Here is a 15,569-nt window from a genome sequence, read left to right on the forward strand (position 1 = left end):
TTTTTATGCGCGGGATTTACTCAACGAGGATCAGTCGTCGAAATCTTCCCAGCCGCCCATCTGTTTCCAGCGGTTGACGATGCCACAGAACAGCTCAGCGGTTTTTTCGGTGTCGTAACGCGCGGAGTGCGCCTCACGGCCGTCGAAATCGATGTCGGCGGCTTGGCAGGCTTTTGCCAGTACGGTTTGACCGTAGGCCAGACCGGCCAGTGTCGCGGTGTCGAAGCTGGAGAATGGGTGGAACGGGTTGCGCTTCATGTCCAGACGCGCGACCGCAGCGTTGAGGAAGCCGAGGTCGAAGCTGCTGTTGTGGCCGACCAGAATCGCGCGCTTGCAGCCGTTGGCCTTCAGCGCTTTGCGAATGCCACGGAAGATGTCGGTCAGCGCGGTTTCTTCGCTGACGGCCATGCGCAGTGGGTGATCGAGCTTGATCCCGGTGAACTCCAGCGCTGCTGCTTCGATGTTGGCGCCTTCGAACGGCTCAACGCGGAAGAAGTAGGTGTGGTCGGGGTATACGAAACCCTTTTCATCCATGGCGATGGTGGTCGCAGCAATCTCCAGCAACGCATCGGTGGCCGAGTTGAAGCCACCGGTTTCTACGTCGACGACTACCGGCAGATAGCCGCGAAAGCGTGCTGCCATTGGGTGACGGGAACTGCCACCACCACTTTGACCGTCCAGTTCGTCGTCGAAATGGTCTTCACTCACGCGTGTTCCTCCAGCAGGCGCCAGCGCAGTTTTTCACCGGCGCGCAGCGGGATAACGGTCAGCTCGCCAAACGGCAGGCTGGTCGGGGCGGTCCATTCTTCACGAACCAGGGTGATGCGATCGGTGTTTGCCGGCAGGCCATAGAAACGCGGGCCGTTGAGGCTGGCGAAGGCTTCGAGTTTGTCCAGCGCATTACGCTGTTCGAAGGCTTCGGCGTACATCTCGATGGCGGCGTACGCGGTGTAGCAGCCGGCGCAGCCACAAGCGGCTTCCTTGGCGTGCTGGGCGTGCGGCGCCGAATCGGTGCCAAGGAAGAACTTCGCGCTGCCGCTGGTGGCGGCATCGAGCAGGGCTTCCTGGTGTGTGTTGCGCTTGAGGATCGGCAGGCAATAGAAGTGCGGCCGAATCCCGCCCACCAGCATGTGGTTGCGGTTATAGAGCAGGTGATGCGCGGTGATGGTTGCACCAACGTTGGCCGAAGCCTCGTTGACGAACTGCACGGCGTCGGCGGTGGTGATGTGTTCGAACACCACTTTCAACGTCGGGAAACGCTCGACCACGCGGCGCATGTGCTCATCGATGAAAATCTTTTCGCGGTCGAACACATCGACGTCGCCACGGGTGACTTCACCGTGGATCAACAGCGGCATGCCGACTTCGGCCATGGCTTCTATCGCCGGCAGAATCTTGTCGATGCTGGTCACGCCGGAATCGGAGTTGGTGGTTGCCCCGGCCGGGTACAGCTTGGCGGCGTAGACAAAACCGCTGGCCTTGGCTTCACGAATTTCTTCGGGCTGGGTGCGGTCGGTGAGGTACAGCACCATCAGCGGCTCAAAGCGACTGCCGGCCGGGCGGGCAGCGAGAATCCGCTGGCGATAGCCGTCGGCTTCAGCGGCGTTGCGCACCGGAGGTACCAGGTTGGGCATGATGATCGCGCGGCCAAAAGTGCGCGCAACATCGGCAACGGTATTGGTCAACACGGCACCATCGCGAAGATGAATGTGCCAGTCGTCGGGACGCAGCAGGGTCAGGCGGTCGGACATGAGGGGATTCCAGGCGGGTCAAACTGAGGCGAATGCTACCGGAAAAGACTCTTGCAGGCACTCGCTATCAAGTTTTGCGGGAAGCTTCCGATATCCCGTAGGTATGCCGTAAACATAGTGTGAATCGGTCTTTGTGTTTCAGAAGCCAATGGAGCCTCCCGTGCGCCAGCGTTATTTAGCCTTGCTCAGTGTGTTTGCCAGCCTCCCCGCGATGGCGCTCACGTACCAGACACGTCTGGAGAACATTGAGTGGACGGTCGCCGGCGACAAGTTCGAATGTCGCCTGAGCCAGCCGATCACCGATTTCGGCTCGGGCGAGTTCGTGCGCAAGGCGGGCGAGCAGGCGATCTTCCGTCTGAATGCCTACAACGCCATGCTTGGCGGCGGTTCGGCGACTCTGCTGGCCGCGGCCGCGCCATGGCAGCCGGGGCGTGGCGACATCAATCTGGGCAATGTCAGGCTTGGCAGTGGCAACGTATTGTTCAGCAGTTCGCAGTCCCAGGCCGGCGGTCTGATCAGCGGTCTGCTCGACGGTCGCAGTCCGGTCGTGCGTCGTGCTTCAGGCGATGGCCGCGTGTCGGAAGTACGTTTATTGCCGGTGAAATTCAGCAAGGCGTTTAACGACTATCAGTCCTGCGTGGCGAAATTGCTGCCGCAGAATTTCGACCAGATCAAGCAGTCGCAAATCGGCTTCCCTGGCGAGGGCGTTGATCTGGACGCCGCCGCGAAGGCCAAGTTGCAGGTGATGCTCGAATACATGAAGGCCGATCCGACGGTCAATCACATCGAACTCGATGGCCATTCCGACAACAGCGGCAATCGCCTGACCAACCGCGAACTGTCACGCCGCCGGGCGCTGGCGGTGGTCGACTTCTTCAAGGCCAACGGCATTCAGGAATCGCAGATCACCGTGCGTTTCCATGGCGAGCAATACCCGATCGTGCCGAACAGCAATGCGGCCAATCGCGCGAAGAACCGCCGGGTCAATGTCAAACTGGCGCGCGTGGCTCCGGTCACCGCTCCGGCGCCGCAAGCGAGCACCCCAGCCAGCACTGCAGCGACTTCCTGACCCGCTGGTCATCGTCGCGCTCTCGACAGATTCTGTCGCTTTGTCGTCTTAAGCTGTCGCGCCTCTGTAAATTATCGCGTTTGAGCGGTAGACTCCTCGGCTTTCCGTAGAACCCCGTGGAGTGATGGCATGGCGGACGTAAACAAGGTCGTTCTGGCGTATTCCGGCGGCCTGGACACTTCGGTGATCCTCAAGTGGCTGCAGGATACTTATAACTGTGAAGTGGTGACCTTCACCGCTGATCTCGGTCAAGGCGAAGAGGTCGAGCCGGCCCGCGCCAAGGCTCAGGCCATGGGCGTCAAAGAAATCTACATCGACGATCTGCGCGAAGAGTTCGTGCGTGATTTCGTGTTCCCGATGTTCCGCGCCAACACCGTCTACGAAGGCGAGTACCTGCTGGGTACCTCCATCGCACGTCCGCTGATCGCCAAGCGCCTGATCGAAATCGCCAACGAAACCGGCGCTGACGCCATTTCCCATGGCGCCACCGGCAAGGGCAACGACCAGGTGCGCTTCGAGCTGGGTGCCTACGCACTCAAGCCTGGCGTAAAAGTGATTGCCCCTTGGCGCGAGTGGGACCTGCTGTCCCGCGAGAAGCTGATGGACTACGCCGAGAAGCATGCGATCCCGATCGAGCGTCACGGCAAGAAGAAGTCCCCGTACTCGATGGACGCCAACCTGCTGCACATCTCCTATGAAGGCGGCGTGCTGGAAGACACCTGGACCGAGCACGAAGAAGACATGTGGAAATGGACCGTCTCCCCGGAGAACGCTCCTGACAAAGCACAATACCTGGAACTGACCTACCGTAACGGCGACATCGTTGCGCTGGACGGCGTCGAAATGACCCCGGCTACCGTGCTGGCGACGCTGAACAAGATTGGTGGTGCTCACGGTATCGGCCGTCTCGACATCGTTGAAAACCGTTACGTCGGCATGAAGTCCCGTGGCTGCTACGAAACCCCGGGTGGCACCATCATGCTGCGCGCTCATCGCGCCATCGAATCGATCACCCTGGACCGCGAAGTCGCTCACCTCAAAGACGAGCTGATGCCGAAATACGCCAGCCTGATCTACACCGGTTACTGGTGGAGCCCAGAGCGTCTGATGCTGCAGCAGATGATCGACGCTTCGCAGGTCAACGTGAACGGCGTTGTGCGCCTGAAGTTGTACAAAGGCAACGTGATCGTCACTGGCCGCAAGTCCGACGATTCGCTGTTCGATTCCAACATCGCGACCTTCGAAGAAGACGGCGGTGCTTACAACCAGGCCGACGCGGCGGGCTTCATCAAGCTCAACGCGCTGCGCATGCGTATTGCTGCCAACAAGGGCCGCAAGCTGTTCTGATCCCTTCAGACGCGCAATAAAAACAACGCCCTTGTCACTCTGGCAAGGGCGTTGTTGTTCAAAAGTCTTTCACTTGCCGAATCTTTCTCGTGCAGTGTCTTGCGCCAATGCTGGCGTGTCTTTCTTGCAAGCTTTTCACCCGCCGGTCAATGTCCTCTCAGCGTTGTCGCCACCTGTGTGCTCGCGTTGTACACCATGTAGATTGTGCTGCCTGCGGTCTTCCTGATGTGTTTGATGTGGCAGAGTATGACGGGCTTGAGTTGTCCATCTGATGTCGAGTCAGTGAGGAACAGAATAATGCGCGGCGAGTGTTTGCCGGGCAGTGGAAAGTCCTCCTTTAACTGCTCGAATTCACTCTGGGTGCTCATCAGGCGCACATCAATGACGGACAGTGTGTTCGTTGATTTCGACAGTTGAATACAGTACTCGACCCAAGGGGAGTTTACGCGGCACCCTGCTAGGGGAGGATCGGGTGAATTGTCTGCGCGCCGTTGGCGTCCGATGGGTTTGTTGTCCTCAAACGCTTTCAGGAAGTGGTCGTCCTTGTCGAAGTCAGAAGGGGCGTAGAGAGAGCGGTAGTTGAAGTTGAGTGTGATGAAGAAAAGAAGTAACAGGTAAAAAGGAAAACTGATAAGAAACCAGATGTAAATCTCCCGTTCGGCATTGTCCAGAAAAGGCAATGAAACCGCAGCCGAAGTCTCTGAGATAAAAGCGAATATGGCGATCACTGTCATCGGGTTGGATATTTTTCTTTTTATATTCAGTATGTTTTTTCTTCTCATTGGGTGACGCTCCAGGTTGTTTTAAGTTGTCTGTTAGTTTGTGCCGGGTTTAACGGATGTTATTAGTGTCAGTGGCCGGTATCAAAAGCTATCTGCTGTCTTGAAGTTTCTTGTTGCATAGTTTTTGACGCGCCGCTGTTTTCGCGGCTTGCGACTTGCAGCTGCAAACAGGCACCCGTTGGCCGCTCGCAGGAGAAGGGTTCCATGGGTGTCAGACGGGATGTCGAGGAACGTCACAGGGTGAGAAAAATAACCGGCAAGCATTAAGTTCCGCTTGCCTGAACGTTTCAAATGCATTTTTTGTAGGAATAATCTTCATTGACTGTAGGGCACGTCTTTCGCTGCAAGTGCAAGAGAACTCCGTCATGCCACGGGCGATATGACTGAGCTAAGGTGCGGGTTCTAGAAATTCGAACAGCGAAATTGGACCTGCCCATGAATAAAGTGCTGATCGTGGATGATCACCCCGTCATTCGTCTTGCGGTACGTATGCTGATGGAACGTCATGGCTACGAAGTCATCGCGGAAACCGATAATGGTGTGGATGCGTTGCAACTGGCGCGCGAACAAATGCCTGACATCGTGATACTGGACATCGGCATTCCCAAACTTGATGGCCTGGAAGTTATTGCACGATTAAGTTCAGTGGCCATGCCGATGAAAGTCCTGGTGTTGACGTCTCAGGCACCGGGGCACTTTTCCATGCGGTGCATGCAATCGGGCGCTGCGGGTTATGTTTGCAAACAGCAGGATTTGACGGAGTTGCTCAGTGCGATCAAGGCGGTATTGTCGGGCTATAGTTATTTCCCCAATCAGGCATTGCATACAGTGCGTACCAGTTTGGGCAATGCCAGCGAAGCCGATATGGTCGACCGCCTTTCCGGGCGAGAAATGATGGTCCTGCAACAATTGGCGCGGGGTAAAACCAACAAGGAAATCGCCGATGGCATGTTTTTGAGTAACAAGACTGTCAGCACCTACAAGACGCGCTTGTTGCTCAAGCTTAATGCGCGATCTCTGGTGGATCTGATTGAGTTGGCGCAGCGTAATGGGCTCGTCTGATCATTTCGCCGCACGACAGGATCATGGGCCGATCGGTTTCAGCGGGTAGCAGGCAAAAAAAAGCCTCCGTTCGGGAGGCTTTCAAGTATCAGTCATCAAAATCGTAATCGGCCAATTGCTTCTGCAAACGGCGCTCCTCCAACATGTTATCGATAGTGCGGCGCTTGCTCAGATTGGTCTTGGCGACTTCGACCACAGGTTCGGCGTCATCAGTTTCTGCAGCGATATCGTCATCTATATCCAGTTGCTCTTTGTCGCTACTCATAAGCTGACTCCCGGCGAATAATGCCTTTGGCGCCCCTTATATCGATAATCCAGCGGCGGGTAAAAAAGATTTTTTCAATCGACGAATCGATAAACCTAATAGCCAGTCAATCGTCCGAGGTTTTGTCTTTGTACTCGCACAAATCTTCGATCCGACAGCTGCCGCAGCGTGGCTTGCGCGCCAGGCACACGTAGCGTCCGTGCAGAATCAGCCAGTGATGGGAATCGAGCAGGAATTCCTTGGGTACAAACTTCATCAGCTTTTTTTCAACTTCGACTACGTTCTTGCCAGGGGCGATGCCGGTGCGGTTGCTGACGCGAAAAATGTGCGTGTCGACCGCCATGGTCAATTGGCGAAATGCGGTGTTGAGCACCACGTTGGCAGTCTTGCGACCCACGCCGGGCAAGGCTTCCAGCTCTTCGCGCGTTTGTGGCACTTCACTGCCGTGGCGCTCGACCAGCAAGCGGCAGGTCTCGATGACGTTTTTCGCTTTGCTGTTATAGAGGCCGATGGTCTTGATGTATTCGGACAACCCTTCGACGCCCAAGGCATGAATCGCTGCCGGTGTATTGGCGACCGGGAACAGTTTCGCCGTGGCCTTGTTGACGCCGACATCGGTCGATTGCGCCGAGAGAATCACCGCAATCAGCAATTCGAAAGGCGAGGAATACGCCAGTTCAGTCTTCGGCTCGGGATTGTCTTCATGCAGTCTGCGAAAGATCTCAAGACGTTTTGCGGCATTCATGGGCGATGCGATTCCTTGGAAATTGAGTTCGAGCGGGTGCACGCCTCCCGGGCGGCAAGCAACAGCCCCAGCAGCAGGAATGCGCCGGGTACCAGGGTTACCAGAGGCAGCCCGTCGCGGAATAAAACCAGACCGTGCCAGTGTTCGGACAATCCCCGGCCGAGAGTGCCATGACCGATGAGTTCGCGCAGCACGGCGAGCAGCAACATCAAGCCGGCAGACCGTGCGCAAAACCTGCAGCGCTGTGCCAGCGGCTGGCGAAAGAAACCGCTGTGTTCCAGCACCACGCATTGCAGCGCGATCAATCCGCCATAAAGGCCGAAAGCCTGCTGCCATGGCAGAAACCAGCGTTGGGCGAGGAGGTCGGCGCAACCGGTTAACGTCGCCGCGAGCAACAGACTCGCCATCAAGGTTCTTGAGCCGTCCATGCGCGAACGCAGGGGAGCCATGCACAAACTGAAACCGCCAAGCACAACGGCAAACATCAGCATTGTCCCCAGCGCTGCGGCCAACGAAGCCGTGGCCCCCAGCAGTAGCACCAGCATCATTGAGTTCGACAGGGCCGTTGACCGGTTCATGCGCCACTCCCCAGTAATTGCGCGCGATGCTGATCAAAGTAGCGCAAGGCATCGTGGATGGCATTGATCGCAGCGCGGGAGGTGATGGTGGCGCCGGCCATCTGATCGAACTTGCCCTGATCCTTTTTCAACGCCCAGCCTGCGTCTGGCGGATCGCCAATGGTTTTCCCGGAAAACATCTGCAGCCAGCTGTTGGGCCAGTCGCCGATAGGCCCGCCCAATGAAGGCGTCTCGCTTTGCCTGAGGGTTTTCACGCCGAGCAGTTTGCTGTTGGCATCAATCGCGATCAGCAGTTCAAGTGGGCCGGCATAGCCCTGAGTTTCACTGCGCAGCAATATGGCCACCGTTTGCCCGGTCTTGGTCGCACGATAACCGCCGGTCAGCGTGCTGTGGGCAAGCGCAGGGTCGACCAACGCCAACGGCTGCGCCAAAGGTTGGTTGTCGTAGGCTTCTGCGGGGAGGACGTCGAGCAGTTTGCGGCTGTCGAGCAAGCGCTGTTGCGCGCTGATCTGCGGCGCATTGATGCGCTGTACAACATAGGTTGCACTGATACCGACGAGTGCCAGTAGCCCCAGCGTCACCAGTTGGGTTGCCCGATTCATGACTGCACCGATGGCTGGCGGCTGGCGGCAAAACGCTCCAGCGTCGGTACGCAGAGATTCATCAGCAGCACCGCAAACGCCACGCCGTCAGGGTAGCCGCCCCACGTGCGGATCAGGTAAGTCAGCAGCCCGACGCCGACGCCAAACAACAGGCGGGCGAAAGCACTTCTGGCGCCCGAGACCGGTTCGGTAATGATGAAGAACGCGCCCAGCATGGTTGCACCGCTGAGCAGATGAAACAGCGGTGAACCATGCGAGTCCGATCCCGAACCGTTCCAGCACAGCAGGCTGACCACAAACAGACTGGCGAGCATGCCGACCGGTGCATGCCAGGCGATCACGCGGCGCTGCAGCAAAAACAGCCCGCCGCCGAGAAACGCCAGGTTTACCCATTCCACCCCGCGACCGCCGAAATGCCCGAACGCCGAATGACTGGCGAACAGTTCATCCATGGTCAGGCTTTTGTTGATGCGCAGACTGTCCAGTGCAGTGGCCTGCACCCAGGCGTCCGGCGCCTGACCGATATTGAACACTTGTTGAACCGCTGCCGAAAGATCCAGGCCGTGCGCCGGCCAATGGGTCATCGGTTGCGGGAACATCACCATGGCCAAGGCAAAACCAAGCATCGCCGGATTGAACGGATTTTTGCCGACACCGCCGTACAAATGCTTGCCGAACAGCAGGCCTGCAGCCACCGCCGTCGCTGTCAGCCACCACGGGCAATAGGGCGGCAACGCGGCGGCGAGCAATGTTGCGCTGACGATCGCGCTGCCATCACTCAGCGTCGGCTGTAAGGGTTGGCGGCGCAATCGAGTGACAATCACCTCGACGGTCATAGCCGTGGCAACGGCCAGCACCAGGTTGATCAATACGCCCCAACCGTACCACCAGAACATCACCAGCAGCCCCGGCAGCAGGGCAAGCAGCACAAGCTTCATCGCTTGTCGCAGGCGATCGTCGGGTGCCTCAAGGGGCGACATGGTCTTGCACCTGGCGCTCGGCGTTTTGCAGGCGGGCGCGGGCCTTGTCGAGGATGTCGCCCGGCGTGTCGGCGCGGCGTTCGAGTTTGTTGAGGTCGGCGCGGGCGTAGGCCAATTCGGTTTTCAACTGGCGAAGCTGGCTGTCGATCGGGCGTTTTTCTACTCGAACCAAGTCAGGCAAAGGCTGATCGCTTGTGGCTTCGGCGTCGTGCAAAGCCTGCTCAGCGTCGCGCAGTGCTTGTTCCAGTGCGCTGATCTGTTCAGGAGCGGCTTCGGCGGTTTGCGCTTTTTTCAATTCGGCACGGCGCATGGCCAACTGGATTTTTGCGCGTTTGAGGTCGGCATCTTTCGCCGGCGCGATCACTGTCGGGGCAGGTGGCGCAATGCTTTCGAGTTTCGCCAACGCCTGCTCGGCCGCTTCGAACTGTTGCTGGAGCACGATCAATTGCGCCTGCTGCTCGAAGGTCGGCGGATGGCCGAAGGCTTTCAATGATTTGTGCAGTTGCGCACGGCTCATCGCCACATCGATCTTGGCTTTCTTCAGGGCGGCATCGGCCGTCGCGGCTTTTTGCGCACGCACGCGTTCCAGCGCTGCCTGCACCGGATCGCTTGTAGTCGCTTCTGGCTGCGCAGCACGTTTGGCGCGGGCTTCACGCTCGGCCTGCTTTTGCTGTTCTTCGCGCAGCAGTCGGTCATTGCGTCGTTCGAATCGCAGCCGCGCGTGATCGCGTTTGGCTGCTCGCGCGCGCTGATCTTCAAGGCTGAGGGCCAGGCCACCGACCACCGGCAATGTGTTCAAGGGCAAAGGATGCATTTCAATGCAATCGACGGGGCACGGCGCGACGCACAGGTCGCAACCGGTGCACTCATCGATGATCACCGTGTGCATCAATTTCGCCGCGCCGACGATGGCGTCGATCGGGCAGGCCTGAATGCACTTGGTGCAGCCGATGCATTCGGCTTCGCGAATATAGGCGACCTGCGGCGGCGCCGAACCGCGACTGATATCGAGCTCCAGCACCGGCACTTTCAACAGCTCGGCCAACGCTGCGATGGTTTCGTCGCCACCGGGCGGGCATTTGTTGATCGGCTCGCCGTCAACGATGCCTTGCGCATAGGGTTTGCATCCGGGATGGCCACACTTGCCGCATTGGGTCTGCGGCAGAAGGGCATCGATGCGTTGAATCAGACTCATGTTTTGATCAGTCCACTGAATCCGAGAAAAATCACTGCGATCAATCCGGCGCCGATCAGGTCGATCGGCAAGCCACGAAAGGGCAGGGGAATGTCGTTGTCGGCGGTGCGCTCACGCAAATCGCAGAACAGGCTCAGCACCAGCCAGAAACCCAGGCCGGCGCCGAGGCTCAGCGCTGTCGCGTGGAGCAGGCCTTGATCGTTTTGCACATTGATCAAGGCCAGTCCAAGCACACCGGCATTGCCCAACAACAGCGGCCATAACCCTTCGAAATGCAGATTCGGCAACCCGCGCGCCAACAGTTTCAACAGCGGCGCAATCAACAAGACGCTCAACGGCAGAAACACCAACAGGCGCAGCGCCTCAAGTTGCAGCGGCACCAGTAAAAAGTGCCAGATCGCGTAACCGATGACGCCGACGATCAACATCAGACACAACGTCGCCAGCCCCAGCGCATGCACCTGCCGGCGACTTCCCGCCAACAGCGGATCGACGCCCAGCGGCCAGTGCAACACGAAGTTGGTGAGCAGCGCAGCACTGATGAGCGTAAGCACAAGTTCGGTCATGGTTTTGCCAGCGAAACGGGCGGCTGTCTCTTAAGGTTAGGCATTATCCGGCCAGATATGAAAAATCCCACAGGCATGCCGGGCACGCCTGTGGGATCGATTCACTGCCAAGTGTTACTTGATGCGTTGACCCGGCTTGGCGCCGCTGTCCGGGCTCAGCAGGTAGATCTCTTCACCGCCAGGGCCGGCTGCCATCACCATGCCTTCGGAGATACCGAACTTCATTTTCCGTGGCTTGAGGTTGGCGATCATCATGGTCAGACGACCATCGAGCTTGGACGGATCCGGGTAAGCGCTCTTGATCCCCGAGAACACGTTGCGTTGCTCGTCACCAATATCGAGGGTCAGGCGCAGCAGCTTGTCGGCACCTTCCACGTGTTCGGCTTTAACGATCAGTGCAACGCGCAGGTCGATCGCGGCGAAAGCATCGAAGTCGATTTCCGCCGACAGCGGATCCTTGGCCAGTTCGCCATTGCCGGCCGGGGCAGCGGCGCCGGTGTCGGTCTGGCTGGCGGTCAGGTCTTCTTTCGAGGCGTCGCTCATGGCTTGCACTTTTACCGGGTCGATGCGGGTCATCAACGGCTTGAATTCGTTGAGCTGGTGGTTGGCCAGCAGGGTGGTGTGGTCGTTCCAGGTCAGCGGGGCGACGTTGAGGAACGCCTCGGCATCGGCGGCCAGCAGCGGCAGCACCGGTTTGAGGAAGATCACCAGTTGGCGGAACAGGTTGATGGCGGTGGCGCAAATCGCCTGCACTTCATCCTGTTTGCCTTCCTGCTTGTTCAACGACCATGGGGCCTTGTCGGCGATCCAGGCGTTGGCGCGGTCGGCCAGGGCCATGGTTTCACGCATGGCGCGGGCGAAGTCGCGGGCTTCGTAGGCATCAGCAATGCCTGGTGCAGCGGCGAGGAAAGCCTCGGTCAGCTCCGGTGCGGCATTGTTGTCGACCAGCAGGCCGCCGTTGCCCTTCTGAATGAAACCGGCGCAACGGCTGGCGATGTTGACCACTTTGCCGACCAGGTCGGAGTTGACCTTCTGCACGAAGTCTTCGAGGTTCAGGTCGAGGTCATCGACGCCACGGCCCAGTTTGGCCGCGTAGTAGTAGCGCAGGTATTCCGGCGACAGGTGATCGAGGTACGTACGGGCCTTGATGAACGTGCCACGTGACTTGGACATCTTCTGGCCGTTGACGGTCAGGTAGCCGTGTACGTTGATGCCGGTCGGCTTGCGGTAGCCCGCGCCTTCGAGCATCGCTGGCCAGAACAGTGCGTGGAAGTTGACGATGTCCTTGCCGATGAAGTGGTACAGCTCGGCGCTGGAGTCTTTGGCCCAGAACGCGTCGAAGTCGAGATCCGGCGTGCGGTCGCAAAGATTCTTGAAGCTGGCCATGTAGCCGATCGGCGCGTCCAGCCACACGTAGAAATACTTGCCTGGCTCGCCCGGAATCTCGAAACCGAAGTACGGCGCATCGCGGGAGATGTCCCATTGTTGCAGGCCGGCGTCCAGCCATTCGGCGATCTTGTTGGCGACCGCGTCCTGCAAAGTGCCGCTGCGCGTCCAGGTTTGCAGCATTTCCTGGAAGTCCGGCAGTTTGAAGAAGAAGTGCTGGGAATCCTTGAGCACCGGGGTGGCGCCAGAGATCGCCGACTTCGGATCCTTCAGATCAGTCGGGGCGTAGGTCGCGCCGCATTTTTCGCAGTTGTCGCCGTACTGGTCTTCGGTGCCGCATTTCGGGCAGGTGCCCTTGATGAAGCGGTCGGCCAGGAACATTTTCTTTTCCGGGTCGAAATACTGGGTGATCGAGCGTTGGGCGATGTGCCCGGCGTCACGCAGCTTGATGTAGATCTGGCTCGACAGCTCACGGTTTTCTTCGGCGTGGGTGGAGTGGAAGTTGTCGAAATCAACCAGGAACTCGGCAAAGTCGGCGCTGTGTTCAGCCTGCACGTTGGCGATCAGTTGTTCCGGGGTGATGCCTTCCTTTTCCGCACGCAGCATGATCGCCGAACCGTGGGCGTCGTCGGCGCAGACGTAGATGCATTGATTGCCGCGATGCTTCTGGAAGCGCACCCACATATCGGTCTGGATATATTCCAGCATATGGCCAAGGTGAATCGAACCGTTGGCGTAGGGCAGGGCGCTGGTGACGAGGATCTTGCGTGGTTCGGACATGTGGGGCTTCGCTACTTGATGAAACGGAGGTCGGCCACTATAAAGCGCTGGCGCATATTTTTCACCCCTGCGCCGCTGGGTACTTTGAGTACATTTGTGGCGAGGGGATTTATCCCCGATGGGTGGCGAAGCCACCCCAAAACCAGACAACTCGGTAAATCAGGCATACCGTGTTCAATGATTTCACGACTGCTGCGCAGCCGGTCGGGGATAAATCCCCTCACCACAATGGTTTTCCAGCTCAACTGAGTGTGTTTGGCTATAAATCTCCTGAACTCAAATGAATCAGCACGGTACGATACCCGCCATCTTTTCCCAGTCTTGTTATCGGAGTTGCCCATGAGCGCCGTCACTCGCGCAGCGGTGGAAGCCGTCCTCAGCCAATACACCGACCCTTACCTGAACCAGGATCCGGTCAGCGCCGGATGCGTGAAGAACATCGAAATCGTCGGTGATCGCGTCAATGTGCAGCTGGAAATCGGTTACGCCGCCGGTCTGTTCAAGAGTGGCTGGGCGCAATTGCTGCAACTGGCCATCGAAAACCTCGACGGCGTGGTGATGGCCAAGGTTGAAGTCAACAGCGTGATCGCCGCGCACAAGGCCCAGGCGCAGATCCCGGGGCTGGCCAACGTCAAGAACGTGGTCGCCGTGGCCTCGGGCAAGGGCGGTGTGGGCAAGTCGACCACCGCCGCCAACCTCGCCCTGGCGCTGGCCCGTGAAGGCGCCAAGGTCGGCATTCTCGACGCCGATATCTACGGCCCGAGCCAAGGCATCATGTTCGGTATCCCCGAACGCACCCGCCCTGAGGTCAAGGATCAGAAGTGGTTTGTGCCGCTCAAGGCCCATGGCGTTGAAGTGATGTCGATGGCTTTCCTGACCGACGACAACACGCCGATGGTCTGGCGCGGGCCGATGGTTTCCGGCGCGCTGCTGCAACTGGTCACGCAAACCGCGTGGGGCGACCTGGATTATCTGGTCATCGACATGCCGCCAGGCACCGGCGATATCCAGCTGACCCTGGCGCAGAAAGTCCCGGTGGCGGGCGCTGTGATCGTCACCACTCCACAGGATCTGGCCCTGCTCGACGCGCGCAAAGGCGTGGAAATGTTCCGCAAGGTCAACATTCCAGTGCTGGGCGTGGTGGAAAACATGGCCGTGCATATCTGCTCGAACTGCGGGCATGCCGAGCATCTGTTCGGTGAGGGTGGTGGTGAGAAGCTGGCGACCCAGTACGGTGTCGAACTGCTGGCTTCGCTGCCATTGTCGATGCTGATTCGCGAACAGGCCGATGGCGGCAAGCCAACGGTGATTGCCGAGCCGGACAGCCAGATTGCCATGGTCTATCAGGAACTGGCCCGCCACGTCGGCGCGCGGATCGTGTTGCAGGAAGCGGCAACGCCGGCGATGCCGAACATCACCATCAGCGACGATTAATACATCTGCAACACCGATAACCCTGTAGGAGTGAGCCTGCTCGCGATAGCGGAATAACATTCAACAGATTTGTTGAATGAATGACCGCAATCGCGAGCAGGCTCACTCCTACATTTGTTTTGTATTGGCCGTTAGATACGCAAGCCGCCATCCATCTCCAGAATCCGCCCGGTGTAGTAGTCGTTCTCGAAGATATACGCCGCCGAATGCGCAATCTCTTCCGGCTTGCCCATGCGCTTGAGCGGAATCCCCGAGGTCATCTTCTCCAGCGCTTCCGGCTTCATGCCCAGGGTCATCTCGGTTTCGATGAAGCCCGGCGCAATCCCCGCCACGCGAATCCCGTAACGCGCCAGTTCCTTGGCCCAGGTCACCGTCGCCGCAGCAACGCCAGCCTTGGCCGCCGAATAGTTGGTCTGGCCAACGTTGCCCGCCCGCGAAATCGACGAAATGTTGATGATCGCGCCAGTGTTCTTCAGCTCGACCATTTTCGCCGCCACCTCACGGGTGCAGAGGAACACGCCGGTCAGGTTGACGTCGATCACCGCCTGCCACTGTGCCAGGCTCATCTTGGTCATCTCGCCGTCCTTGACCTTCAACAGCAGGCCATCACGGAGGATCCCCGCGTTGTTGATCAGGCCGTGAATCGCACCGAAATCGGCGGCAACCTGAGCGACCATGTGCTCGACCTGTTCTTCATTGGCGACGTTGCACAGGTAGCTGCGTGCCTCGACGCCCTTGGCCTTGCAAGCGGCCACCGCGTCGTCGAGTTTTTCCTGATTGAGGTCGACCAGCGCGAGTTTCGCGCCTTTGCCAGCGAAATACTCGGCCATTGAGCGGCCCAAACCCTGGCAACCGCCAGTGATAATGATTACTTTGTCGTTGAGTTGCATTCGCATGCCCCGATAGCAGGTCTGATTAGTTTTTATTGTCAGCGACTCCCGATCTGCACCGGCCTGGGCGCGACTGCACATGAGAATTGCCCGATGGCGTGACTGGGACTTGATCCCCGGCGCCCGTCCGTTTTTTC

At 58.6% G+C, this 15,569-nt stretch carries 16 protein-coding genes; 4 read left to right on the plus strand and 12 right to left on the minus strand.

The annotated features are described in order from the left end of the window. Nucleotides 1-30 precede the first annotated feature (30 nt). Both rnt and pyrC read right to left on the minus strand, forming a co-directional pair. Nucleotides 31-708, minus strand: coding sequence for a ribonuclease T (gene rnt, locus ACZZ0B_RS03015; protein WP_008079422.1), 678 nt, complete (start codon nucleotides 706-708; stop codon nucleotides 31-33). Next, the gene (gene pyrC / locus ACZZ0B_RS03020; RefSeq protein ID WP_008079419.1) at nucleotides 705-1,751 is read right to left on the minus strand and encodes a dihydroorotase; all 1,047 of its coding nucleotides are present in this window, start codon (nucleotides 1,749-1,751) and stop codon (nucleotides 705-707) included. The genes rnt and pyrC overlap by 4 nt, the downstream gene beginning before the upstream one ends. Before the next feature lie 160 nt (nucleotides 1,752-1,911). Between pyrC and ACZZ0B_RS03025 the strand changes: the two genes are divergently transcribed. Both ACZZ0B_RS03025 and ACZZ0B_RS03030 read left to right on the plus strand, forming a co-directional pair. Continuing rightward, nucleotides 1,912-2,820, plus strand: coding sequence for a flagellar protein MotY (locus tag ACZZ0B_RS03025; RefSeq protein ID WP_008079417.1), 909 nt, complete (start codon nucleotides 1,912-1,914; stop codon nucleotides 2,818-2,820). Between the two features lie 129 nt (nucleotides 2,821-2,949). Then, a complete protein-coding gene (locus ACZZ0B_RS03030; protein WP_007916658.1) occupies nucleotides 2,950-4,167 on the plus strand; it encodes an argininosuccinate synthase in 1,218 nt (405 codons plus the stop codon). A 146-nt stretch (nucleotides 4,168-4,313) separates the two neighbouring features. Here ACZZ0B_RS03030 and ACZZ0B_RS03035 read toward each other — a convergent pair whose 3' ends face one another. After that, nucleotides 4,314-4,949: a hypothetical protein gene (locus ACZZ0B_RS03035; RefSeq protein ID WP_008079415.1), complete on the minus strand. Its 636-nt coding sequence runs from the start codon at nucleotides 4,947-4,949 to the stop codon at nucleotides 4,314-4,316. 435 nt (nucleotides 4,950-5,384) lie between these two features. Between ACZZ0B_RS03035 and ACZZ0B_RS03040 the strand changes: the two genes are divergently transcribed. Beyond that, nucleotides 5,385-6,011: a response regulator transcription factor gene (locus tag ACZZ0B_RS03040; protein ID WP_053123410.1), complete on the plus strand. Its 627-nt coding sequence runs from the start codon at nucleotides 5,385-5,387 to the stop codon at nucleotides 6,009-6,011. A gap of 88 nt (nucleotides 6,012-6,099) precedes the next feature. On the opposite strand, the gene ACZZ0B_RS03045 is transcribed toward ACZZ0B_RS03040, so the two are convergent. The 8 genes from ACZZ0B_RS03045 to metG all read right to left on the minus strand — a co-directional run bounded on the left by ACZZ0B_RS03045 (nucleotide 6,100) and on the right by metG (nucleotide 13,108). Continuing rightward, nucleotides 6,100-6,276: a PA3496 family putative envelope integrity protein gene (locus ACZZ0B_RS03045; RefSeq protein WP_008079412.1), complete on the minus strand. Its 177-nt coding sequence runs from the start codon at nucleotides 6,274-6,276 to the stop codon at nucleotides 6,100-6,102. Nucleotides 6,277-6,382: 106 nt separating this feature from the next. Beyond that, the gene (gene nth / locus ACZZ0B_RS03050; RefSeq protein ID WP_008079405.1) at nucleotides 6,383-7,021 is read right to left on the minus strand and encodes an endonuclease III; all 639 of its coding nucleotides are present in this window, start codon (nucleotides 7,019-7,021) and stop codon (nucleotides 6,383-6,385) included. Next, on the minus strand, nucleotides 7,018-7,599 hold the full coding sequence (locus ACZZ0B_RS03055; protein WP_463544346.1) for an Rnf-Nqr domain containing protein: 582 nt from the start codon (nucleotides 7,597-7,599) through the stop codon (nucleotides 7,018-7,020). The genes nth and ACZZ0B_RS03055 overlap by 4 nt, the downstream gene beginning before the upstream one ends. Then, nucleotides 7,596-8,201, minus strand: coding sequence for an RnfABCDGE type electron transport complex subunit G (locus ACZZ0B_RS03060; protein ID WP_463544347.1), 606 nt, complete (start codon nucleotides 8,199-8,201; stop codon nucleotides 7,596-7,598). The genes ACZZ0B_RS03055 and ACZZ0B_RS03060 overlap by 4 nt, the downstream gene beginning before the upstream one ends. Next, nucleotides 8,198-9,181 carry an RnfABCDGE type electron transport complex subunit D gene (locus ACZZ0B_RS03065; protein WP_158833798.1) on the minus strand — a complete coding sequence of 328 codons (984 nt, stop codon included), beginning with the start codon at nucleotides 9,179-9,181 and terminating at the stop codon, nucleotides 8,198-8,200. The genes ACZZ0B_RS03060 and ACZZ0B_RS03065 overlap by 4 nt, the downstream gene beginning before the upstream one ends. Next, nucleotides 9,168-10,376 carry an electron transport complex subunit RsxB gene (gene rsxB, locus ACZZ0B_RS03070; protein WP_463544348.1) on the minus strand — a complete coding sequence of 403 codons (1,209 nt, stop codon included), beginning with the start codon at nucleotides 10,374-10,376 and terminating at the stop codon, nucleotides 9,168-9,170. The genes ACZZ0B_RS03065 and rsxB overlap by 14 nt, the downstream gene beginning before the upstream one ends. Continuing rightward, nucleotides 10,373-10,942 (minus strand): electron transport complex protein RnfA, encoded by a 570-nt coding sequence (locus ACZZ0B_RS03075; protein ID WP_440094541.1) that lies wholly within the window; start codon nucleotides 10,940-10,942, stop codon nucleotides 10,373-10,375. Before ACZZ0B_RS03075 ends, rsxB begins: the two co-directional genes overlap by 4 nt. A 114-nt stretch (nucleotides 10,943-11,056) precedes the next feature. Beyond that, nucleotides 11,057-13,108, minus strand: coding sequence for a methionine--tRNA ligase (gene metG, locus ACZZ0B_RS03080; RefSeq protein ID WP_463544349.1), 2,052 nt, complete (start codon nucleotides 13,106-13,108; stop codon nucleotides 11,057-11,059). Nucleotides 13,109-13,447: 339 nt separating this feature from the next. Here metG and apbC point away from each other — a divergent pair, with 339 nt between their 5' ends. Continuing rightward, the gene (gene apbC / locus ACZZ0B_RS03085) at nucleotides 13,448-14,542 is read left to right on the plus strand and encodes an iron-sulfur cluster carrier protein ApbC (protein WP_463544350.1); all 1,095 of its coding nucleotides are present in this window, start codon (nucleotides 13,448-13,450) and stop codon (nucleotides 14,540-14,542) included. A gap of 131 nt (nucleotides 14,543-14,673) precedes the next feature. Here the strand turns inward: apbC and ACZZ0B_RS03090 are convergent, their stop codons facing one another. Then, nucleotides 14,674-15,432 carry an SDR family oxidoreductase gene (locus tag ACZZ0B_RS03090; protein ID WP_016986667.1) on the minus strand — a complete coding sequence of 253 codons (759 nt, stop codon included), beginning with the start codon at nucleotides 15,430-15,432 and terminating at the stop codon, nucleotides 14,674-14,676. Nucleotides 15,433-15,569 lie beyond the last annotated feature (137 nt).

This window comes from Pseudomonas sp. AC247, assembly GCF_979258015.1.